At 34.1% G+C, this 21,409-nt stretch carries 21 protein-coding genes and 1 tRNA gene; 13 read left to right on the forward strand and 9 right to left on the reverse strand.

Features of this window, described 5'->3' with window-relative positions; all coding sequences use genetic code 11:
* Window positions 1-26 precede the first annotated feature (26 nt).
* From xerD to DK861_RS08220, 7 genes are all read left to right on the forward strand, one after another.
* Window positions 27-965: a site-specific tyrosine recombinase XerD gene (gene xerD / locus DK861_RS08190; protein ID WP_109399793.1), complete on the forward strand. Its 939-nt coding sequence runs from the start codon at window positions 27-29 to the stop codon at window positions 963-965.
* A gap of 33 nt (window positions 966-998) precedes the next feature.
* Window positions 999-1,706, forward strand: a complete 708-nt coding sequence (gene dsbC, locus DK861_RS08195; RefSeq protein ID WP_072063342.1) for a bifunctional protein-disulfide isomerase/oxidoreductase DsbC — start codon at window positions 999-1,001, stop codon at window positions 1,704-1,706.
* Between the two features lie 9 nt (window positions 1,707-1,715).
* The gene (recJ, locus tag DK861_RS08200; RefSeq protein ID WP_109399794.1) at window positions 1,716-3,449 is read left to right on the forward strand and encodes a single-stranded-DNA-specific exonuclease RecJ; all 1,734 of its coding nucleotides are present in this window, start codon (window positions 1,716-1,718) and stop codon (window positions 3,447-3,449) included.
* Window positions 3,450-3,620: 171 nt separating this feature from the next.
* A protein-coding gene (prfB, locus tag DK861_RS08205; RefSeq protein WP_109399795.1) for a peptide chain release factor 2 occupies window positions 3,621-4,719 on the forward strand; the annotation gives its coding sequence in 2 pieces (ribosomal slippage) (window positions 3,621-3,695 and window positions 3,697-4,719; 1,098 coding nt in all).
* A gap of 8 nt (window positions 4,720-4,727) precedes the next feature.
* Complete coding sequence (lysS, locus tag DK861_RS08210) at window positions 4,728-6,242, forward strand: lysine--tRNA ligase (protein ID WP_109399796.1); 1,515 nt, start codon at window positions 4,728-4,730, stop codon at window positions 6,240-6,242.
* Window positions 6,243-6,406: 164 nt separating this feature from the next.
* Window positions 6,407-6,480, forward strand: a tRNA-Gly gene (locus tag DK861_RS08215).
* 376 nt (window positions 6,481-6,856) lie between these two features.
* Window positions 6,857-8,407 carry a methyl-accepting chemotaxis protein gene (locus DK861_RS08220; protein ID WP_109399797.1) on the forward strand — a complete coding sequence of 517 codons (1,551 nt, stop codon included), beginning with the start codon at window positions 6,857-6,859 and terminating at the stop codon, window positions 8,405-8,407.
* Window positions 8,408-8,757: 350 nt separating this feature from the next.
* Here the strand turns inward: DK861_RS08220 and DK861_RS08225 are convergent, their stop codons facing one another.
* The 3 genes from DK861_RS08225 to DK861_RS08235 all read right to left on the reverse strand — a co-directional run bounded on the left by DK861_RS08225 (window position 8,758) and on the right by DK861_RS08235 (window position 10,492).
* Window positions 8,758-8,961, reverse strand: a complete 204-nt coding sequence (locus DK861_RS08225) for a hypothetical protein (RefSeq protein ID WP_109399798.1) — start codon at window positions 8,959-8,961, stop codon at window positions 8,758-8,760.
* Window positions 8,962-9,234: 273 nt separating this feature from the next.
* Window positions 9,235-9,444, reverse strand: a complete 210-nt coding sequence (locus DK861_RS08230) for a sigma-S stabilization anti-adapter protein IraP (RefSeq protein ID WP_109399799.1) — start codon at window positions 9,442-9,444, stop codon at window positions 9,235-9,237.
* A 499-nt stretch (window positions 9,445-9,943) separates the two neighbouring features.
* A complete protein-coding gene (locus tag DK861_RS08235; RefSeq protein ID WP_109399800.1) occupies window positions 9,944-10,492 on the reverse strand; it encodes an NAD(P)H-dependent oxidoreductase in 549 nt (182 codons plus the stop codon).
* 433 nt (window positions 10,493-10,925) lie between these two features.
* On the opposite strand from DK861_RS08235, the gene DK861_RS08240 reads away from it, so the two are divergent.
* Window positions 10,926-11,417, forward strand: coding sequence for a hypothetical protein (locus tag DK861_RS08240; RefSeq protein ID WP_239452151.1), 492 nt, complete (start codon window positions 10,926-10,928; stop codon window positions 11,415-11,417).
* 5 nt (window positions 11,418-11,422) lie between these two features.
* Window positions 11,423-14,125, forward strand: a complete 2,703-nt coding sequence (locus tag DK861_RS08245; protein WP_109399802.1) for a sugar transporter — start codon at window positions 11,423-11,425, stop codon at window positions 14,123-14,125.
* Between the two features lie 59 nt (window positions 14,126-14,184).
* Here DK861_RS08245 and DK861_RS08250 read toward each other — a convergent pair whose 3' ends face one another.
* Together DK861_RS08250 and DK861_RS08255 are read right to left on the reverse strand one after the other, a co-directional pair.
* Entirely contained in the window at window positions 14,185-15,060 is an 876-nt protein-coding gene (locus DK861_RS08250) for a T3SS regulon anti-activator ExsD domain-containing protein (RefSeq protein ID WP_109399803.1), read from the reverse strand.
* 84 nt (window positions 15,061-15,144) lie between these two features.
* Window positions 15,145-15,981 carry an AraC family transcriptional regulator gene (locus DK861_RS08255; protein WP_109399804.1) on the reverse strand — a complete coding sequence of 279 codons (837 nt, stop codon included), beginning with the start codon at window positions 15,979-15,981 and terminating at the stop codon, window positions 15,145-15,147.
* 1,196 nt (window positions 15,982-17,177) lie between these two features.
* On the opposite strand from DK861_RS08255, the gene DK861_RS08260 reads away from it, so the two are divergent.
* Complete coding sequence (locus DK861_RS08260) at window positions 17,178-17,693, forward strand: polymer-forming cytoskeletal protein (protein ID WP_239452152.1); 516 nt, start codon at window positions 17,178-17,180, stop codon at window positions 17,691-17,693.
* A gap of 81 nt (window positions 17,694-17,774) precedes the next feature.
* Window positions 17,775-18,332, forward strand: coding sequence for a GNAT family N-acetyltransferase (locus DK861_RS08265; RefSeq protein ID WP_109399806.1), 558 nt, complete (start codon window positions 17,775-17,777; stop codon window positions 18,330-18,332).
* Here DK861_RS08265 and DK861_RS08270 read toward each other — a convergent pair.
* Window positions 18,310-18,660 (reverse strand): nitrous oxide-stimulated promoter family protein, encoded by a 351-nt coding sequence (locus DK861_RS08270; protein WP_109399807.1) that lies wholly within the window; start codon window positions 18,658-18,660, stop codon window positions 18,310-18,312. The two genes, DK861_RS08265 and DK861_RS08270, sit on opposite strands and share 23 nt — an antisense overlap.
* 179 nt (window positions 18,661-18,839) lie before the next feature.
* Here DK861_RS08270 and DK861_RS08275 point away from each other — a divergent pair, with 179 nt between their 5' ends.
* Window positions 18,840-19,085 carry a DinI-like family protein gene (locus DK861_RS08275; RefSeq protein ID WP_162556772.1) on the forward strand — a complete coding sequence of 82 codons (246 nt, stop codon included), beginning with the start codon at window positions 18,840-18,842 and terminating at the stop codon, window positions 19,083-19,085.
* A 138-nt stretch (window positions 19,086-19,223) separates the two neighbouring features.
* Here the strand turns inward: DK861_RS08275 and DK861_RS08280 are convergent, their stop codons facing one another.
* Entirely contained in the window at window positions 19,224-19,463 is a 240-nt protein-coding gene (locus DK861_RS08280; RefSeq protein WP_006533650.1) for a YecH family metal-binding protein, read from the reverse strand.
* Window positions 19,464-19,577: 114 nt separating this feature from the next.
* Window positions 19,578-19,793, reverse strand: coding sequence for a DUF465 domain-containing protein (locus DK861_RS08285; protein WP_006533649.1), 216 nt, complete (start codon window positions 19,791-19,793; stop codon window positions 19,578-19,580).
* Window positions 19,794-20,045: 252 nt separating this feature from the next.
* On the opposite strand from DK861_RS08285, the gene eco reads away from it, so the two are divergent.
* The gene (eco, locus tag DK861_RS08290; RefSeq protein ID WP_255311068.1) at window positions 20,046-20,537 is read left to right on the forward strand and encodes a serine protease inhibitor ecotin; all 492 of its coding nucleotides are present in this window, start codon (window positions 20,046-20,048) and stop codon (window positions 20,535-20,537) included.
* Between the two features lie 90 nt (window positions 20,538-20,627).
* On the opposite strand, the gene DK861_RS08295 is transcribed toward eco, so the two are convergent.
* Window positions 20,628-21,065 carry a universal stress protein gene (locus DK861_RS08295; protein WP_006533647.1) on the reverse strand — a complete coding sequence of 146 codons (438 nt, stop codon included), beginning with the start codon at window positions 21,063-21,065 and terminating at the stop codon, window positions 20,628-20,630.
* Window positions 21,066-21,409 lie beyond the last annotated feature (344 nt).

Raw genomic sequence — 21,409 nt, forward strand, 5'->3', positions numbered from 1 at the left:
AAGCTAAAGAGAGGGAGAGTCAGACTGTGTCACAAACCAAATTATCGATAAAAAAGACAACTCATATCAATGAAGATACAGATATTATCATTGAACAATTTCTCGACAATATTTGGTTAGAGCAAGGCTTATCCGCAAATACGCTTAGCTCTTATCGCTTAGACTTGCAAGCATTAGGGCAATGGCTTGCACATCATCAATTAGATTGGTTGTCAGTCTCTACTTTGGATTTGCAATCTTTTCTCGCGACGCGTTTAGATGAAGGTTATAAAGCCAGCAGTGCAGCCCGATTACTCAGTACAATGCGTCGATTATTCCAATATTTATATCGTGAAAAATTACGTTTAGACGATCCTAGCGCATTGCTTTCAACCCCTAAGCTTCCTAAGCGTTTACCAAAAGATTTAAGCGAGCAACAAGTTGATGATTTACTCAATGCCCCTTGTATTGATGAACCATTAGAATTACGTGATAAAGCAATGCTTGAAGTGCTTTATGCCTGTGGGCTTCGTGTGTCTGAATTAGTGGGGTTATCTCTTTCTGATATCAGCTTACGGCAAGGTGTATTAAGAGTGATCGGTAAGGGCGATAAAGAACGACTCGTTCCTTTAGGGGAAGAGGCTATTTACTGGTTAGAACAATATCTGCAATATGGAAGACCCACTTTAATGCAAGGAAAAACAGACGATATTGTTTTTCCTAGCCTAAGAGGGCAGAAAATGACACGACAAACTTTCTGGCATCGGATAAAACATTATGCTGTGATTGCTGGAATTGATACTGAAAAGTTATCACCCCATGTGTTGCGCCATGCATTTGCAACACATCTTTTAAATCATGGAGCAGACTTGCGTGTTGTACAGATGTTATTGGGGCACAGTGACCTCTCTACAACACAGATTTATACCCATGTTGCAACAGAGCGCTTGAAAGTGCTTCATCAGCAACATCATCCAAGGGGATAGCCATCAACACGCTGGCATTAAATAGGAATTTAAATGAAAAAGAAATTACTCTGGTTGCCAATACTATTAAGCATGGTGTCAATGCCTGTGCTTGCTGACAATGCTTCTATTGAAGCGCAATTGGCTAAAATGCAAATTAAGGCAGAAAGCATTCAACCAACCCCGATTGTTGGATTAAATGCGGTGTTATCAGATAAAGGTATTTTTTACATTACTGACGATGGTAAATATCTAACAGCAGGCCCTATTTATAATATCAGCAGCGGTGAGCCTGTTAGTATCGCCAATCAAGTTATTATGAAAAAAGTAGATTCACTTAAAAATGAAATGATCGTTTATAAAGCGCGTAATGAACGCCATGTGATCACCATTTTTACTGATATTAGTTGTCCTTACTGTCAAAAACTTCACCAAGAAGTCCCTGAGCTGAATAAACAGGGGATAACGGTACGTTATTTAGCATTTCCTCGTAATGGTGTTGGCAATAATATTGTGAGTAAAGAAATGAATGCGGTGTGGTGTAGCGGTTTCCCTAATAAATCGTTAGACAGTGCATTTAAAGGTGACAAAATTATTCCCATTGATGAATGTAAAAAAATCAATATTAATGAACATTTTAAATTAGGCACCATGATAGGAATTCAAGGCACACCTGCTATTGTGTTACCTAATGCGAGTATTTATGGTGGATATATTTCTGCTCAAAACCTTATTGAATTATTAGATAAAAAAGAGAAGTAATCACGTTTTATGGTCACTATTGAACCGACACTACGTCGTCGAATTGCACAGGCAACTCAATTGCCGGATAACTTAGATCCTTTATTACGACAGATTTATGCTAATCGCGGAATAACATCCGAAGTTCAACTAGAACGATCGTTAAAAGGCTTACTTCATTACCAAGCATTAACAGGAATTAAAACGGCAATTTCATTACTCATTGAGGCTTTAAAACAGCAATCTCGTATCGTGATTGTTGGTGATTTTGATGCTGATGGTGCAACCAGTACAGCATTGGCTATCAAAGCATTACGCCAAATGGGATTTAAGCAAGTAAGCTATCATATTCCTAATCGCTTTGATGATGGTTATGGCTTAAGCCCTCAAGTTGTTCATGATGTTGCCAAAAAAGGGGTTGATCTCATTATTACTGTTGATAATGGTATTTCCTCTTTTGAAGGGGTGGAAACTGCCCATGAATACGGTATTCGAGTTCTAGTAACAGATCACCATTTGCCGGGACAAACATTACCTGCTGCTGATGCGATTATTAACCCTAATCTTTCTGATTGTCCTTTTTTATCTAAAGCATTAGCGGGCGTTGGTGTTACGTTCTATTTAATGACGGCATTAAGAGCTGAATTAGAAAAACAAGGTTGGTTTGAGCAACAAAACTTGACTCGCCCCAATATGGCGGATTTTCTCGATTTAGTTGCGCTAGGTACTGTGGCAGATGTTGTTCCTCTAGATGAAAATAACCGTATTTTTGTTTATGAAGGATTACGCCGAATTAGAGCGGGTCGTTGTTGCGTAGGGATAAAAGCACTTACGGAAGTTTCTCGTAAAGAGCTCTCTCAATTGGTTAGTAGTGACTTAGGTTTTTCTTTAGGGCCTCGCTTAAACGCTGCAGGGCGTCTTGATGATATGTCTGTGGGTGTCGCTTTACTTTTAACCGATAATATTGGCTCTGCGCGTGAAATTGCTAATGAACTTGATGGCTTAAATCAAACTCGTCGTGAAATTGAAGCGGGTATGCAAGAAGAAGCCTCCACTATTTTCCGTCAATTTATGGGCACTCAACATGACTTGCCGAATGGTTTAGCAATTTATCATCCTGAATGGCATCAAGGTGTTGTGGGGATTTTAGCGTCTCGCATTAAAGAAAAATTACATCGCCCTGTTATTGCTTTTGCCCCTAGCGGGGATGGTCTATTAAAAGGCTCTGGTCGTTCAATCAGTGGGGTACATCTCAGGGATGCGTTAGAGCGATTAAATACATTAAACCCAGGTCTGATGCTCAAATTTGGTGGGCATGCAATGGCGGCAGGACTTTCACTTGAAGAAGATAAATTCCCGCTATTTCAGCGTCATTTTTCCTCTTTAATGTCTGAATTGGTTTCTGACGAGCAGTTGCAAGGTGTTATTTTATCTGATGGTGAACTAACGGAAAATCAATTATCGCTACCCATCGCTGAAATGCTAAGAGAAGCAGGCCCATGGGGGCAAGCTTTTCCTGAGCCATTATTTGATGGCAAATTTACGTTATTGCAACAGCGTATTGTAGGCAGTAAGCATTTAAAAATGATGCTTCAGCCAGTAAATAGTCATCTTATGATTGATGCTATAGCATTTAATGTTGATATCAATATTTGGCCTGATAACAGTATTAAAACCGTTGAGTTAGCTTATCGATTAGATGTGAATGAATTTAGAGGGCAAAGAAATGCGCAACTGCTTGTTGAGCACATTTGGCCTTGTTAATACGAATAATTTAAGCAATTTATTGTGATATAAAGTAAAACGTTGTTATGACAACAACTATTGAGTAGACAATTGTATATAAATGCTATAAACCCGTGGATATATCCGTTACAATATGCGGTTCAAAATTTATTCCAATTGTTTTTGAAAACAACATAAAGACGAAAAAGCATGTTTGAAATCAACCCAGTAAAACACCAAATTGAAGAAGTCTCTGAAAGAACACATGTTCTCAGGGGGTATCTTTGACTATGATGCCAAGAAAGAGCGTTTAGAAGAAGTTAACGCTGAATTAGAACAACCTGATGTGTGGAATGAGCCAGAAAGGGCGCAAGCATTGGGAAAAGAGCGTTCATCTCTTGAGGCTATCGTAGAAACTATCGACCAATTAGACCAAGGATTAGAAGACGTTTCTGGTTTACTTGAATTAGCGGTTGAAGCTGATGATGAAGAGACATTTAACGAAGCCATTGCTGAATTAGATGTATTAAATAAAAAGCTTGAGCAATTAGAATTCCGTCGCATGTTCTCTGGTGAATATGACAGTGCGGATTGCTACCTTGATTTACAAGCTGGCTCTGGTGGTACAGAAGCGCAAGATTGGGCAAGTATGCTGATGCGTATGTACTTACGTTGGGCTGAATCAAGAGGCTTTAAAACTGAAATTATTGAAGAATCTGACGGTGATGTTGCAGGATTAAAATCAGCGACTATCAAAATTATTGGTGAGTACGCTTATGGTTGGTTACGTACAGAAACAGGCGTTCATCGCCTAGTTCGTAAAAGCCCATTTGACTCCGGTGGCCGTCGCCATACCTCATTTAGCTCTGCCTTTATTTACCCTGAAGTTGATGACAATATTGATATTGAAATCAACCCAGCTGATTTACGTATTGACGTTTATCGTGCTTCAGGTGCGGGTGGACAGCACGTCAACAAAACAGAATCTGCGGTTCGTATTACCCACGTTCCTACAGGTCTTGTCACTCAATGCCAAAACGATCGCTCTCAGCATAAGAACAAAGATCAGGCAATGAAGCAGATGAAAGCGAAGTTATACGAGCTGGAAATGCAAAAGAAAAATGCAGACAAGCAAGTAATGGAAGATAACAAGTCCGATATTGGCTGGGGTAGTCAAATTCGTTCTTATGTTCTTGATGATTCACGTATTAAAGATTTACGTACTGGTGTGGAAACGCGTAATACACAAGCAGTATTAGACGGTGATCTTGATAAATTTATTGAAGCTAGCTTAAAAGCGGGCCTGTGAGGAAAAACATGTCGCAACAGCAACAAGGTGCGGAGCAGGCACCTGATTTAAATAACGAACTGCAAACACGTCGCGAAAAATTATCCGCTTTACGTGATAATGGTAACGCATTCCCAAATGATTTCCGCAGAGATTCTCTGTCTAACGAATTACATCAAAAGTATGATGCAATGAGTGCAGAAGAGTTAGAAGCAGCGAATGTGGAAGTTGCTATTGCAGGTCGTATGATGACTCGCCGCATTATGGGCAAGGCATCTTTCGCTACATTGCAAGACATGGGGGGACGCATCCAGCTTTATGTTTCTCGTGATGATTTGCCAGAAGGTATCTACAACGAGCAATTTAAAAAATGGGATCTTGGCGATATCTTAGGTGCTCGTGGTCGTGTTTTCAAAACGAAAACCGGTGAATTAAGTGTTCACTGTACAGAAGTACGTTTATTAACTAAAGCATTGCGCCCATTACCGGATAAATTCCACGGTTTAGCTGACCAAGAAATGCGTTATCGTCAGCGTTATTTAGATCTGATTTCTAACGAGGAATCACGTAAAACTTTCCAAATTCGTTCACAAGTTATGGCGGGTATTCGTCAATTTATGGTGAACAAAGGCTTTATGGAAGTTGAAACGCCGATGATGCAAACCATTCCTGGTGGAGCAAGTGCGCGTCCGTTTATTACTCACCATAATGCGTTAGATATTGATATGTATCTGCGTATTGCACCTGAACTATATTTAAAGCGTTTAGTTGTGGGTGGCTTTGATCGCGTATTCGAAATCAACCGTAATTTCCGTAATGAAGGTGTATCACCACGCCATAACCCAGAGTTCACTATGATGGAACTCTATATGGCGTATGCAGATTACCGTGACTTAATTGAATTAACGGAAGAATTATTCCGTACATTAACTGAAAATGTATTGGGTTCTTCGTTAGTGAAATACGGCGACCAAGAGTTTGATTTTGGCAAACCATTTGCCAAATTAACCATGAAAGAAGCTATCTGCAAATATCGTCCAGAAACGGTAATGGCTGATCTTGATGATATGGATAAAGCAGTTGCTATTGCTCAATCTATTGGTATTAAGATTGAGAAAAGCTGGGGCTTAGGCCGTGTTCAGTGTGAAATTTTTGAAGAAGTTGCAGAAAGTCACTTAATTCAACCAACTTTTATCATTGAATATCCGGCAGAAGTTTCACCATTAGCTCGTCGTAACGACGATAATCCATTTATCACTGACCGCTTCGAATTCTTTATTGGTGGTCGTGAAATTGGTAATGGTTTCTCAGAACTTAATGATGCACAAGACCAAGCCGAACGTTTTGAAGATCAAGTTCGTCAAAAAGAAGCCGGTGATGCAGAAGCGATGTTCTTTGACCATGACTATATTACCGCATTAGAACATGGATTACCGCCAACAGCAGGTTTAGGTATTGGTATTGACCGTATGGTAATGTTATTTACTGATAGTCATACAATCCGTGATGTCATTTTATTCCCAGCAATGCGTCCTAATAAATAATTGTTATTCTAATTAAAGAATCGCAATTAATTGAAAGCCACCGATAGGTGGCTTTTTTATGTTTATTATTAATAGATTATATTTTTCATGATGATTAAATAATCACTTAAATAAGAAGGGGATTGCTGTTCGATTAAGGGAGCGTATAATCGGAAAAAACAACTGCGGGCGTAGTTCAATGGTAGAACGAGAGCTTCCCAAGCTCTATACGAGGGTTCGATTCCCTTCGCCCGCTCCAAAAACTCTTTTCCTCAAATACTCTCTCAATATTGTCCACTCAACATTTATGTTTATTTAGCTAATTTAAGAATATTCCAAACCTTATTTTTTCCCTCAATTATTCTTTTCTCTCTTTAATGCTTCTTATTTATTTTTATCGTAATTATTATATCAACATTATGATTTTAAATGATTTTTTTGTTTTTTATATGGAATTATAAAAAATGATATATAAGTAACATTTTTGCTTCCTGCGCATAACTCTTTTTATGTATATAAAATAAAAAATCAAATTATAAAAAAATTAGTAAAAAATTAAAATAAATTGAAAAAGTGTCGATAAGAGTACATTACGCCCTATTGGGCTTACTTTATCTTGTTAGTTGAGAAATTCGATGCAGAAACTTCGTAACATTACTATTCGTCTGATGATGATAATCATATTGGGGACTTTATGTGTGTTATTTGGCAGTGTTAGTTTTTATAGCGCATGGTCACTATCAAAAATATCTGAAGGTAATCAATCTGATAATAAAATAATTAAGCAAATGGCTGCTCTTAGCATGGGAAATGATCAGTATTTTCGATTCACTTCTCGATTAAATCGTCTTGTTGAGGAAAAAGCAAAAGGTAAAGACGTCGATTTTACACAAGCACAGCTGGCGATGGAAAATATGGAAAAACAGATTGCGTATATGAAATCTGTTTCTCCTGGGCCAATGGATGCAAAAGTATCAAAAGAGTTAATGGATGTATGGCAAGCGCTTTTTGAGCAAGGCGTAAAAAAGCAGATGGAATTAGCACTCAATGGCACCATAGAGCAATATGAACATCATGCAAAAAATGTAACACCAGCATTGAGTCGCGAATTAGGTAACGTGAGTGAAAACTTTAATAATGTCGCAAATATAAAAATTGATACTACGATTAAAGAAGTAGATGAGCTTATTGAAGTGACACAAATTGTTATTATTATTAGTGCCATTTTAGGGGGAGGTATCCTGATCCTCACTGATCGTTATTTAGTGGCAATGTTACAAAAACCACTAGAAAGCATTCGTCAACATTTTGTGAAAATTACAAAAGGTGATTTGAGTCAGCCACTAGAGCCTTTTGGTAATAACTGTGCTGGGCGATTAATACCATTATTAAATAACATGCAAAATAGTTTACATGACGCGGTAAGCACGATCAGAATAGGAAGCGATAATATTTATCGTGGTGCATCTGAAATTGCCAGAGGGAATAACGATTTAGCTTCTCGTACAGAAGAGCAAGCAAAGGCATTAGAGCAAACTGCAGCAAGTATGGAAGAGATAACCGCAGCTGTTAACCAGAATATGGAACATGCTTATCAAGCGAGAGAATTGGCTGAAGTTGCATCAGTGACTGTTGAAAAAGGTAATGAATTAGCTGAATCTGTTGTAACCACGATGGATGGGATCTCTAATAGTTCAAGTCAGATTGCAGATATCATCAATGTTATTAATAACATTGCCTTTCAAACGAATATACTCGCTTTAAATGCGTCAGTAGAAGCGGCAAGAGCAGGAGCTCATGGTCGAGGGTTTATGGTTGTCGCCAATGAAGTGCGTAATTTAGCAGGAGATAGTGCCAAAGCTGCGAAAGAGATTGAAGCCCTTATTGCTGATTCTACAACACGCGTAAAAAAAGGTGCAAGATTAGTGAGTGATATGGAAAAAATGATGGACGATATTTTGACGGGAGTTAAACAGGTAACGTCAATATTGAAAGAAATCACGATTGCATCTGAAGAGCAAAGTAAAGGTATTGGTCAAGTGAGTGTAGCTATTACCCAAATGGATGGTGTAACGCAACAGAATGCCTCTTTAGTTGAACAAGTTTCAGCGGCGGCCATTTCGTTAGAAAGGCAAACGGAAGAATTACAGTTATCTGTACAAAAATTCAATTTTGTTCATCGTTGATATAAAAAATGCATAGAGTATGTGTCTAAGGTGGTAAGTTTTACTCGTTAGACGCATGAACATAATAAATATAAAGCTTAATTTAGTCATTTATTGAGTATTGAAACAGCATAGTTCATGACTTCTTCCATGAGAAACAGAAAATTATACCCAAATTAAGTGAGCTATAAGTAATAGTATTATTTCATTTATATTCAATTAATCAAAAAGTACTTTCTATTTCAATTCTTATAGTCAATCAGTGATTATATTATAGCTTGAAGCAATTTGATTTTTTAAATATAAAGATATAAATCCCCTCGCTTATTATAAATAATAAGCGAGGGTGCTAAAGAATACAGAATCAATATTTAGAGTATTTTTTTTATATATTGTTCTGTCTTGCTTATAACATCTTGGTATTGAGGATGATCGAGATAAGCCTCATTGACGGTCTTATTTATATCATGGATTACTCTTTCTTTTTGTTTATCTGTCAAAGTCAATAACAAGGCTTTTAAAATTACTTTCACTGCCGCAATTTCATACGCTATATTGACAACTTTTTTTTCCATAAGATCCTCAAAAGAACGACAGTTTATTGCCTTGTGATAAATTGTTTTTTATATTAATTAATTACTTAATAAAATCCAAGAAAAAATTAACTTGATAAAGAATATACGATTTTATCATGTTGTATATTAGAACAGTAAATATGAGGATATTTGAGATTTGAAAAACAGATATTCAGTAAATTTAACTTAGCATTGTATTAATGGGTAGAAAATCACAGAATACCCTATAAAACTAAGGGGTAAATTTTATAGCAATAGTAAATATCATTTTCATTAAGGTTGAGTAAGCTTCTTCACATATTGTTCAGTTAAGTTAATAATTTCATTGAGTTGAGGGTATTTGTTCGATGTATCCTCAAGTACTACAGATATATTGGCCAACATATCTCTTCGTTGTTTATTGCTTAGCGTGGAAAGTAAGGATTTGATAACAATTTTTAGAGCGGCAATTTCGCATTCAATTTCTTTTAAATTTTTATCCATGGTTTACCTGCCAGTATTTAATAGGTGAGTAATATAGGTAATTTTTTTGTTTATCACAATTATAGAAGCATATTATTTAGAGAAGTATCGCACATTATGCCTAGTGTTTTAACCTAATATAAAACATTAAAAATAATTATCAATTAGTAAATTTTATATGTGGCTGTAGATTAAGGCTTTATTGATATCCTCTGACATTATAATGAATAAGATAAATGATTAAAATTGATGTTAAATTTAGTTCTCTTTTAATGGCTTTATTGCTGGTTGTATAGTAAACAATTCTTAGTTGTAATAATAAGAATGTATCTTTTAAAGATAATCTATTTTTGTCTCATATTGCTTAATATTGAAATCAGCAAGGGATATCGTTATTTTTTGTCTATGAAAGATTAAATTTTTTATTTGTCAGCGGGGATATTATAACCCAATAAATTACATTAGCTCTGGTAATAAAAAAAGAGCTTATATTTTTTATATAAAGCTCTTTGGAGTTTGATTAATGATTATTTTGCTTCACAAAAGCAATGTAGGCATCAACCCAGCTTTGTATAAAAGTTGCTGTTTTCTCTGAAAACTTCCCATTCTCAACCATTCCGTCATACCATTTTAGATAACATTCTGGTTGATTTAGTGTTGGCATATTCAAGAAGGCTAACGAATTACGTAAATGCTGTTGAGCTATTGCGGTACTAATATTGCCGGTTGAAACGCCAATAATACCGGCTGGAATTTCATTCCAAGCATTTGTTCCATAAGGGCGAGAGGCTTGGTCAATCGCATTTTTAAGCACACCGGGTATTGAGCGGTTGTATTCCGGTGTGATGAATATGATGCCTTGGCACGCTTTTATTTGCTGTTTAAAATCGATAACAGAGGCGGGGGTATTGCTGTCATCATCTTGGTTATAGAGAGGAAGAGCACTAATATCAATAAACTGACAGGTAAATTCTTGAGGAAATAACTTAATTAAGGCATGTGCTGTTTGTTTATTAAACGAATCTTTTCTTAAACTACCGACAACGATACCAATTTTAAAATGACTCATCTTAGTTCTCCTATTGGAAGGATAAAATAAATATCAACTCTTATAATAGATATTCATTTTTTGATTTTATCTTTGTATTCAAAAACAGCAACAGAATACAAGGATATTTTTACACGTAAGTTGCGTAACTAAATGATAAAAATCGTATTATTATTTTTATTATTATCTGGTATTATCTTATAAATATAAAAACGATTAGTTTATATGACAACGTCTTTACTAAATAAATCCAATATTCAAAAATTGATGTGTTTAGTGTGATGTAAGTAGTGTTTTAAGTAAAAAAATGAAATGCTATGAGAACTCATCGAAACCAAGGGCGCTCGCTTATTTATTTAGTATGCAGCAGGTAATAGAAAATTATAATAAAATGGCTTAAAATGCGACAACTCATATGCTCTTATTTAAGTCTGATCGGAATTAAGGAAAAATGATGTCCTTATTACAAAATAAAAAGAATGTCCTTGCTGTATTTATGGCAACCAGCGTTCTCACATTATCTGGATGTACGTGGACTGATTATTCTCGTCCAGTTGAAACGCCTGCGCCAGCACAAACTACACAGCCAGTAGTACAAACTCAACCAGTGGCAGTGGCACAACCGCTTTCTATGGCACCTTCATCAGAGTCTGTAGATAGTGGTGTAGATGCAGGAAAATTGGGGCTAGCACCTCAAAGTGCTTGTATCAAACAACTTGATTCTTTGAAAACTTTTTCTCCATCTGACTATAAATCTATGATGAGCGCATTTAAAGAAATTAGCGAAATCAATGCGATGTACCGTAGTGTTCAAAGTACAGCAAGTAAAGATAGCTTAGATTTATTAAAAATGAGCATTGAATCAAAAACAGAAGTTTTATGTGCAAAAGTTCGCTATTTGTCGATTATGTCAGTTAATTCGACATTAAAAAAATTAGGTGAATAATTACTATGAAATTAAAGCAGAGTGTTTGTCTCGCTTTTATGCTGTTTCCAACACTATCGTTTGCCAATAATGAGTTTAATTCTGTTATTGAAGATTTTGACCGTTATATTGAAACGCAAGAGCCAATTAAAATTGAGCCTAAAACATCTGCTACAATTCCATCGTCAACGAGAACCGGTCAGGCTAATCGTAGCGTAAACCACAGCACAACAGCGACTCAACAAACAAAACCAGAGCGACAAATTAAACCTTCTACGCCAGCTAAAACAGATAATCAAGCAGTCGAACCTATTAAGACGCCTGATATCAAATTGGCAGAAAATTGCCCTGTGTTACCCGCTAATTATTCAAAATTAGAGAGTGATTACACTCGTTATTTAACTCCGTTGCTTTCATTTGTTCCTATAAAACCACAATTTATACCAGAGGATCTTAATCGTTATAGCTACAGAAATAATGCAACGGTTTATAACCCGTTAGCTCTTTATTCAAAAGAGAGTTATACAAAGCCTCAACGTAATGACAATTTCTTGTTAGATATTATTCCAGGAACATTTTATTCTGTTACGGCTATCCCTTTTCACTTTGCATATCAGTTCAATCGTTCTGTACTCGATCATAAACAACCTCTTTTTAATAAAGAGCTATTAAATCGTTTAGCAGATACGAGAAATAAATACCAATCGTTGTATCAAAAATACACTGAACAGGCAGCTATAACAAAAGAGCATTTAGAAGAACTTCAAAATGCAAATAACCAAATTAAACAACTTGAATTGACGCTGGCTGAAACAGAAGAAAAGTTAGCTACAGCGAACAACCTACTTACTGATGACACGTTAAAACAGGCGATTGCTAAGCTACAAAGTGATTTAGAAACAATACAAAAAGAGCGTGATTTATTAGTTAAACAATTATCTGAAAAAGAGAGCGTATTACAGGCAACAACAGTAAAAAATACAGAGTTAGCAAAACAGCAACAAAATTTTGAAAACCAAGCGGGAATACTTAAAACCTTAGAGGCAAAATATACTCAGCTTGAGCAAGAAAAAGAACAATTACAATCTCAGTATCAGCAGGCTCAAACTCTGTTAAAAGATGATAGCGCGAAAAAAGAGATTGATAAATTACAACGTTCACTTGAGAGTATAAAACTAGAGCAAGAAAAATTAATTAGCCAATTAAATGAAAAGCAGATATTACTCGCTAAAATTGAACAAGAAAAAGAAACGATACAAGCTCAGTATGTTGAATCTCAGCAATTGCTAGTTGGTAATAATAAGCAAAAAGAACAAGAGTTAGCTAATTTAGAAGCAGTAAAAAATAAAGAGATAGCAACATTAGAAAATTCGTTATCAACAATAACAACGGAGCAAGAAAAATTAACTAAACAACTCACAGATGTACAAAATCAATTAGCAATAATAAAGAAAGAGAAAGAAGATGTGCAGACTCAATTTACACAGGCTCAACTATTGCTAAAAGATGACTCTGCGAAAAAAGAAATAGATAAATTGCAAAGTACATTATTGAAGATCACATCAGAACGTGAAGATTTATCTAAAGAACTTGCATTAAAAGTAGCAGAAGCAGAAAAGCAACAAGATGCTAATAGCAAACTTGTTGAGGAACAACGCAAAGAAATAGCACAACTAAAAATACAAGCTGAAAAAAGTAATCAGGAACAAACTCAACTTAATAAATCGCTTTTAGCTGTTCAACAGCAAAAAGAGCAAGTGGATGAGAAATTAAAAGCGATCCCAGAATTAAAATCACAGTTAGATAATAAAGTCACTGAATTAGCTGATTTGAAGAAGAGTTTATCTGCCGGTGAAAAAGCCGTTGATAATTTAATTGCTGATAAAAATAATCTAATAGCCAAGTTAGAGAAAGCGCAAACTGAGCTATCTGAGAAATATCAAACATTAGATACACAATTTAAAGAGAATAATATCGTCTTAGCTCAAGTTACCACGAGCAAAACAGAGAGTGAGAAAGCTTTAGCATTGCTAGAAAAACAACTCACTGAAAAGCAAAATACGACAGATAAATTGAGTGCTCAATTAGCTGAAGCAAAAGTACAATTAGAAAAACAGAATACAGAAAACACACAAAAAATCAGCACATTAAAGCAACAGCAAACAGAATCTATTGCTAAATTAAATGAGCAAATTAAAGCAAAAGATGCTGAATTAGCGAAAGTTAATACAGACACTAATAATATTTTAAAAGAGAATAAAACGCTAAAAGAGCAGCTTGAGAAAATGGCGGGTGAAGGGCAAATGATTGCTGGGCAACTTGCTTATGCTTATTCGATCATTGGAAAAGATAATGCCCAGCGTAATAAATCCATTTTATCTGAGATCCAAAAACAAAATTACGTACAATATGACGATAATACCTATTTTAAAATCTTAAAACAGGGTAAACCAGTGGCTTCAATTACAGGTAAAACAGTTGTATTTACAATGCATGAATCATTGACTGACGGTACTGTAACTCTTAATTATGATAAATCTAAGCCACTTATCTTACCTTACCGTCAACTGCCATTACCACTGAATACCTTTATTGCAAAAGCGGGTATCAATGGTAAAGCCAAAATTTATATAAAACCAAGTGGCGGTTATGGGAAAAATGGTGTGCCTGGGCAAGTACCTCCAGAATCCATGTCTATTGTAACAATTGAGATTTTAGATATTAAATAGAATAATTAAAAGTTAGCATCAGCTCTTTTCTTTTTATTTAGAGAAGAGCTGAAATTTTATTATCGCCATAAATACTCATCGTTCTTTAAGCAAAGTTCTCTTTCTAGCAACCAATCTTTTAAATTTTGACAATTTTCAGGATGTTCTGGAATACTGTTTAAAATCTTCCATAATGGTTTTATTAATTCAGAATTCGGTGTTATTTTTTGGATGTAATCTAAAGTATTATTAATTTCAACATTAAAGACAGGTTCATTTTTCCAATTATCGAGGAGAAGTTGGATATTACTCTGTAATAAGTCATCAATAACAATTAGTCTGGCTTTATCCGCATTAAGTTTAATATTTATATCATTTAAAGATAAAAAAGAATCACTTTTATTTGATAGTTGTTTTTCTTCAAATAACTTAATATTTTCACACTGCTTAATTTGAAGCTCAAGCTCTCTTTTTGTATCATAAAGCGTGAAAAGCTGAGGTGTAATGTGTTGAACCCACCACATAAAAAGTGGTTTTATTACAGCTTGAATTAAGCGCATATGCTCATTGATATTGACCGTTGCTCTTAACGATTTATCCCAATCCACCGGTGTTATTGTTGAATGTGGTTGCTCTGCATGAAAATGATTTGCGAAATCAATAACATCACGTATATCTTCTTTAGATATAACAACAAAGCAGTATTTCTTTCGTAAAAACCAAGTGGACTGTAATAAACTGTCTAAGCTTTCACGGCATAAAACCCGAGCTAGTATTTTTATTTGTTGTTTATTAATATCACATGTAGTAATAGTGTTTTTATTCGAGCGGAAAGAAAACTGTAGATCAAACAAGTTATCTACAGTTTCTTCATTACTTGATGCCATTATCTTTTTTAATAGGGCTAAATAGCCATAATAATGGGCTTTGGTACTATATATATTTTCTTTTATCACGATATACAATTCACGTATAAGAATAGATTTCAAGTATTCTAACTATAAATTGCTTTTAGATATTATGATATTCGGTCGGATTTTTTATAATTTTGATCTGATATTTCTCGCTTTACTTGGCGTCATATTAAAACGACGATGATAGCTTTGTGTAAAGTATGATTGGCTTGAAAAACCTGATTCCATTGAGATATCAACAATACTCATTTCTGTGGTCAGCAGCAGTTGGTGTGCGTAAATAATTCGTCTTTCACAGATCCATGTTCTTGGTGAAGTACCATAAACATGACTAAAAAGCTCTTTAAACGTTGTTAATCCCATTCCAAACTCTCGAGCAAATTGTTTGAGCTTCCAATTTTTTAAATGATTTTTTTCCATAAAAATCTTTAAGCGATCAACTTGACGATGGCTAAGTTGACGAAATAACGCCATTAAGTCAGAACCTTGTTCAGTTGAAAGCAATAGAACTAAAAGCTCTTCAATGCGTAATTGAGTGAAAGTTTCAGGACAAGATTGAGCAGTAAGATATTCAAAGCCATTACTACAAAACTGAATGAGAGGTGAGTTTTGAAAACAAATAAAGGCTCGAGAAAACTCTTCATCTCTTTCTATTTGGCACAAGATATCGTTATGCTTAGACATGAAGTTTCTTAAGAAGTCATCAGAAATAGGGATATAAATAATATCGCTAGGCTCTGCGCCTTGAGTTTTTATTGTATAACTACCTTGTTGTAGAAAAAGAACTTGGTTTTCATTAATTGTCACTGTGTCAGTACAATTTTGTAATATAAGTGCATTCTTTCTTATAAGAAAGATCGCTTTTTGTTCATTTTCTAATATTTGGTATTGTGGATAAAAATAAGATTTTTTTTGAATAGTACAATCATATTGCTCGGTTTTGTCACACTGTATTGTATTCATTTTTCGCCCAAAAAATATTATATAAGTATCACTGCATTTTTATAAAGATAAATATCAGAATATTTATAAAAACACTTCTTTATTATTGAATGTTATTAAAAATAAAAAAGAGACTATTTTCTTTAATTTGATGTGGTTTTTTTTTAGATATTAGGCATTGCATTTTGTTTTTCTAATTTAAGATAAGTCATTTTGTTAATTTAATGACATTCCTTATAAATTGCAAAAAGAAATTAAATACGGATAAATTTTTTCTTTGAGACGCTCAGTAATAGTATGAGTATTAATGTAATTAATAATTTACGCTTTTTATAAATTTAAATAAAACCCATATATAACAATTAGTTGATTTTAATTATTTCTTTACAGTGTAAAAAAATAATAAATGCATTTAAAATGCAAAATTTATTATAAATGCTAATTCGTAGTAATTATGAAAAATAGTTGTTAAATAAATTTTAAAAAAACGAGCAAGAAACATAACTATAAAGAAGAACAAAATTGAAAAAATAAATAATAACATTAAGTTATATTAACTACTGTTACTATGACGTTGTTTCTATATAATATAAAACAAGTCATAAATCATAAAATAGTACACAAAAAATTTATTATTTGTTTATTTTCCTTGTTTTTATCGTTTGTTTTTATTGTTTATGTGATCAATGTCTCGTATTTTTTTGATAAATTTTAGATAGAGTTAATTTGAGATGTTGAATTTTTTTGAATGAATTTTTGTGAAAATATGGATTTAGGTGTTAAATGTTAATTTTTAATGAAAAATATTTATCCAAATAAGCTGATAATTATTACGATTTATTTACATTACACGTAGATTATTAAAATAGTGTGTTTTATCTCTTAATTTAATTAAGCTAAATTTTATTTCGTTCAAAGAACAAATCAAAAAACTAAAAGGTAATAATAGGCTTATTGCCGGCATTATGCTTGCCGTTTGTTTATTAGAATGGTGAATGCATAAGTGTATTTATTGTCAGGGAGGTAAAAGGATATAGCTAATTATGGATAATAAGCGAACACTGCGAAATATTATATTCAGTGGGATATGGATAATTTGGACTCTTGCCTTAATTGCCTTTTGGCGTTATCAGATGGCGGGTGAATTTTTGATTATTTTAATCCTAATTTTTAGCATTATTATTTATTCTATAACGTTGAGGTTAAAAAAGGCCGCTATGTTTAGTCGTAAAACTGAAACACCAAAAGCAGCAGAGCCTGTTGCACCAGTAGTAACAGAAGAGAAAAAACCGATGCCAGAGCAAAAACTATACACGATTATTGCGAAAGGAACAGTATTCCAAGGCGATATTAATGTTGACGGCGATATTCAAATTTGGGGTAAAGTTGCCGGTAATATTAATGTTAAAGATGGCGTTATTCGTGTTATGCATGCGGGGCAAGTTGAAGGTGAATTAACTGCACCTGATATTATTATTGATGGTTTTGTAAAAGGTATCTGCGCTGCAAATAATTTAGATATCTTAGAACATGGCGAGTTACGTGGTACTAGTCGTTGTGGCAGTATGTCTATTAAGCGTGGTGGTATTTTTACTGGGCAATCAGAGCAAGTTGAACATCAAGCAAAATCAGTAGCTCAACAACGCGTTGTTTCAATAAAAGAAAGCTCTAATGCAAATAAAGATAAAATTGTTGCTCCAGTAGAAAATCAACTAAAAGAAAACAAAAAATAAAGTACCATTTTTCTTTTCATTGTTCGTTACTTATCCTATTTTATCGCTATTGTCTTAATTTTATATAAACAGAGAATAACGATGAAGTTAGATACTCCCAGGCTACACCTAAGAGAATGGCGTGAAAGCGATAAAGCGCCATTTTTTTCTGAAATCAACTCTTCACCTGAAGTGATGCGCTATTTTCCTTGCACTTTATCTCGATTAGAAAGTGATAATATGGTTGAGATTATCCGTGAAAAATTTATTCAACAAAATGGATGGGGAATGTGGGCTGTTGAATTAAAAGAGACTCAAGAATTTATTGGTTTTGTTGGGTTAAATATTCCGGTAGCGCCTTTACCATTTAATCCCTGCGTAGAAATTGGTTGGCGAATTGCGAAAAAGTTTTGGCGAAAAGGTTATACCTATGAAGCGGCTTTAGCTGTATTTAAATTTGCTTTTGAGACATTGGGGTTAGAAGAGGTTGTTGCTTTTACTGCAGCTTCAAACCTTCCATCTCAAGGTGTAATGCAGAAACTTGGTATGCATCAATCTGATCATTTCTTTCATCCATCATTAGATAAAACACATCCTCTAGCTGAGCATGTTTTATACCGTTTGAAGAAATCTGATTTTACTTTTCAGTTGAACGAATAGTACGCTTTTTTTCAGGAAGTGGTGGAACAGGTTTTTTATCATCAATAAGGTGACGTATTGCTAAAATTGGATGATAAATTAACATTCGTGGACCAGCCCAACGCATGATTTGTTTCATTGTTTCTCGCTTAGCGGGTTGATAACAATGAATAGGGCATTGTTTACAGGCCGGTTTATCTTCACCATAACGACATTTATCTAACCGATTGTAGGCGTAATCGATTAATTGTTGATAATAATCTGAGTCAGTTTCAGGGTGAGAATGAGCATAAAGGTGAACCATTTTTTGAATAGTTTTTTTCTCACGATTTATTCTTTTTCCTGACATGCCTTTCTCTCTTAGTAATATGTTGTATTTATTATGCATGTTATCATTGAGTCGATAGAGACGCTAAAATATTATGTAATGCATAATGATAAAAATTTTTATCAAAAAGACTTTTCTTTTTTCTTAGAATATACTACTGTATTTATATACAGTTTATTTGCCTTTAAATGGTGAAACCAATGCGTGTGGAAATTTTATTTAATAAACAATCTAAGATAACTGACTCCTTATTTCCGCTCTTAGAACACGAACTGAGAAAAAAGATCATTCCAGAATATCCAGATATGCAGTTTCGTATCGCTTTTAGTAGCATGAACTCGATTCAAGTTACGGGCATAAAAGATGAAACTAAGCATGAACACATAATGGAACTTATTCAAAGTGTTTGGGAAGATGATGGTTGGTTACAAATAGACGATGAATAAAATGTAGTAAATAAAGCAATAACGATTGCCAGAACGAATTGGCTTTTTACTTGTTTATATAAAAAGCCAATGACACAAAAAAGGAAATCACACAAAAAAGGAAATCACTGGCAATCTAACTTTTACACTGTATGTCTATCAATGATGACAAATCTTATTTTCACTTGTTGTAAATCCCCCCTCTGCAGGAATAAATTTACCTTTCCTTTCTAAGAAATCAACTAATTCAGTCGCTGTCATATTTTCAGCTGAGCAAGTATGAAAACGTGAGTCATCGCCGAATTGTTTATGGATAGCATCAATTAGTGATAATTTAGTGAATGTCATTTCTGAAGAAAGGATCATTTGCAAAACTTCATGACCATGTATTGATGACATAGTGAGTGAGCCCTTAAAAAACAAAAGATACATTAATTATGCATCTTTATGATGTGGTATCTTTGTTTTTAATCATAAAAAGCGATGATAATAAATCATCGCTTAAAAAGAGCCTTATTTTTCACTTCGTTGAAGTATTTTTTGCATTTCATCTTTGAGATGAAGTTTTTCTTTTTTTAGTTTGGCAACTTCATCATTATAGCCAGCTCCGTTAGGGCCTTCTAATTTAGCAATTTCTTGGTCGAGTCGATGATGTTTATCGTAGAGAGCTTCAAAGCGGGGATCACTATTTCTTAATTGAGAAACAAGGGATTGTTGATCTGAGAACATATAACCTCCTATGAAAAGAAATTGGGTCTCTATTTCAGTATAATCATAGATAGCTTATCTGCACGGCGATGTATCACAAATTTACATTTCATGAAAAAACGTGATTTTTCTTTTTAAAACATTCAGAATTATCCACTCATAGTACTATTTACTAAGATGTTAGCATTCAAGCACTAAAAATATTAGTATTCAGATAACGAGCAATAAAAACATCTGACTAATTTTATTAACGGCGAAGTGTTCGCTGTAAAAATGGAGAGAGTGATGAACAAAGTAATATTATCTTTAGTAGCAGCAATGTCTTTATCTGCGTGTGCACAAGCTACTGACAGTTTAGATAAAGTTGCGCCTTATCCTAAGGCTCAAGAAAATCAAGTTCGTCATGTTATTGAGTTAGAGAAAAAAGATAATGAAAGCAATTATCAGGTTGAATTAATTATCGGTAAAGAACTTAAAGTAGATTGCAATCATCAGTGGTTTGGTGCGGATTTAGATGAAAAGAATTTAGAAGGCTGGGGTTATAGCTATTATGTTGTTGGTGATTTAAATGGCCCAATGTCTACAATGATGGGATGCGCTGACAATACGAAAAAAGATGCCTTTGTACAGGCTAATATAGGATCAGATGCTTTCATCCGTTATAACAGCAAATTACCTATTGTTGTTTATGCGCCAAAAGATGTTGATGTGAAATATCGTATTTGGTCAGCGGCTGAGACTACTCAAGATTCTGTGAAAAAATAACAGCCAGCCCTATTTAGGATAGATCTTCATTTACTAAAAAGCCCTTTGTTGTTGAGACAAAGGGCTTTGTTGCGATTTAAAAGCTAAATATTAACGTATAACTAAAACTGACATTTTGGCATGGCGTACAATTGATGATGCTGTTGAACCTAATAAATAAGAGGAAACATTAGGTCTATGTGAGGCAATCGCAATTAAATCAGCATCAATGTGGCGGGCATATTCTAAAATTTCATCTTTTGCATTACCAACACCCACATTACATATAATTTGCTCATCAGGAATTTTTGCATCTTTGATCATTTCTTGTAGTGCAACAAAAGCAAGACGAGTACGCTCTGACGAATCTTTGAATTTTTCAGGAATAGCGGCAAATTCGATACCAAAGAAAAGTTCAGCATTAGGTATAACGGTGAGGAAGTGGATCTCAGGTTTACCCACCTTTGCTATTTGTTCAATGTGAGTGATTAGTTCCTGAGAAAGTTCATCTTCTAAAATATCAATGGGAACTAGGATTTTCTTATACATTACAAACCTCACTTAGCGTTAGTTTAAAATAATTACTATTATCTCCTAATAGTAAAAAATAGCTGTGATCTGTGTTTTAAATAAGAGTGAGAATGATTATTTACTACTTTATAGTATTAAGCATTAAAAATTAAAAACAGTCTGAAATAATATTAGAAATATAATCAAAATAAGTTATACACCTTAACTTGTTGACAGGGAAGCAATTAATAATGTCGTATTAAAAACTAAATTTTCTTTTTCTCATTAAAAATAGAAAATGCATAAAAGAATGATTATCAATTATATTATTGTTTTGTATCTATAAGATTTTATTAGTAAAAATAAGAGACAGAAAGATTTAA

The organism is Proteus sp. TJ1640 (assembly GCF_003144445.1).
Taxonomy (GTDB): Bacteria; Pseudomonadota; Gammaproteobacteria; order Enterobacterales; family Enterobacteriaceae; genus Proteus; species Proteus penneri.

Excerpts from the sequence above, each read along its gene's own strand:
- DK861_RS08255 (WP_109399804.1), bottom strand. The coding sequence starts at position 15,981 with ATGAATACAATACAGTGTGACAAAACCGAGCAATATGATTGTACTATT.
- DK861_RS08295 (WP_006533647.1), bottom strand. The coding sequence starts at position 21,065 with ATGTATAAGAAAATCCTAGTTCCCATTGATATTTTAGAAGATGAACTT.
- recJ (WP_109399794.1), top strand. The coding sequence starts at position 1,716 with ATGGTCACTATTGAACCGACACTACGTCGTCGAATTGCACAGGCAACT.
- DK861_RS08285 (WP_006533649.1), bottom strand. The coding sequence starts at position 19,793 with ATGTTCTCAGATCAACAATCCCTTGTTTCTCAATTAAGAAATAGTGAT.
- DK861_RS08240 (WP_239452151.1), top strand. The coding sequence starts at position 10,926 with ATGTCCTTATTACAAAATAAAAAGAATGTCCTTGCTGTATTTATGGCA.
- DK861_RS08220 (WP_109399797.1), top strand. The coding sequence starts at position 6,857 with ATGCAGAAACTTCGTAACATTACTATTCGTCTGATGATGATAATCATA.
- DK861_RS08260 (WP_239452152.1), top strand. The coding sequence starts at position 17,178 with ATGTTTAGTCGTAAAACTGAAACACCAAAAGCAGCAGAGCCTGTTGCA.
- DK861_RS08265 (WP_109399806.1), top strand. The coding sequence starts at position 17,775 with ATGAAGTTAGATACTCCCAGGCTACACCTAAGAGAATGGCGTGAAAGC.
- dsbC (WP_072063342.1), top strand. The coding sequence starts at position 999 with ATGAAAAAGAAATTACTCTGGTTGCCAATACTATTAAGCATGGTGTCA.
- DK861_RS08235 (WP_109399800.1), bottom strand. The coding sequence starts at position 10,492 with ATGAGTCATTTTAAAATTGGTATCGTTGTCGGTAGTTTAAGAAAAGAT.
- eco (WP_255311068.1), top strand. The coding sequence starts at position 20,046 with ATGGAGAGAGTGATGAACAAAGTAATATTATCTTTAGTAGCAGCAATG.
- DK861_RS08245 (WP_109399802.1), top strand. The coding sequence starts at position 11,423 with ATGAAATTAAAGCAGAGTGTTTGTCTCGCTTTTATGCTGTTTCCAACA.
- DK861_RS08270 (WP_109399807.1), bottom strand. The coding sequence starts at position 18,660 with ATGTCAGGAAAAAGAATAAATCGTGAGAAAAAAACTATTCAAAAAATG.
- DK861_RS08230 (WP_109399799.1), bottom strand. The coding sequence starts at position 9,444 with ATGGATAAAAATTTAAAAGAAATTGAATGCGAAATTGCCGCTCTAAAA.
- DK861_RS08280 (WP_006533650.1), bottom strand. The coding sequence starts at position 19,463 with ATGTCATCAATACATGGTCATGAAGTTTTGCAAATGATCCTTTCTTCA.
- DK861_RS08225 (WP_109399798.1), bottom strand. The coding sequence starts at position 8,961 with ATGGAAAAAAAAGTTGTCAATATAGCGTATGAAATTGCGGCAGTGAAA.
- DK861_RS08275 (WP_162556772.1), top strand. The coding sequence starts at position 18,840 with ATGCGTGTGGAAATTTTATTTAATAAACAATCTAAGATAACTGACTCC.
- lysS (WP_109399796.1), top strand. The coding sequence starts at position 4,728 with ATGTCGCAACAGCAACAAGGTGCGGAGCAGGCACCTGATTTAAATAAC.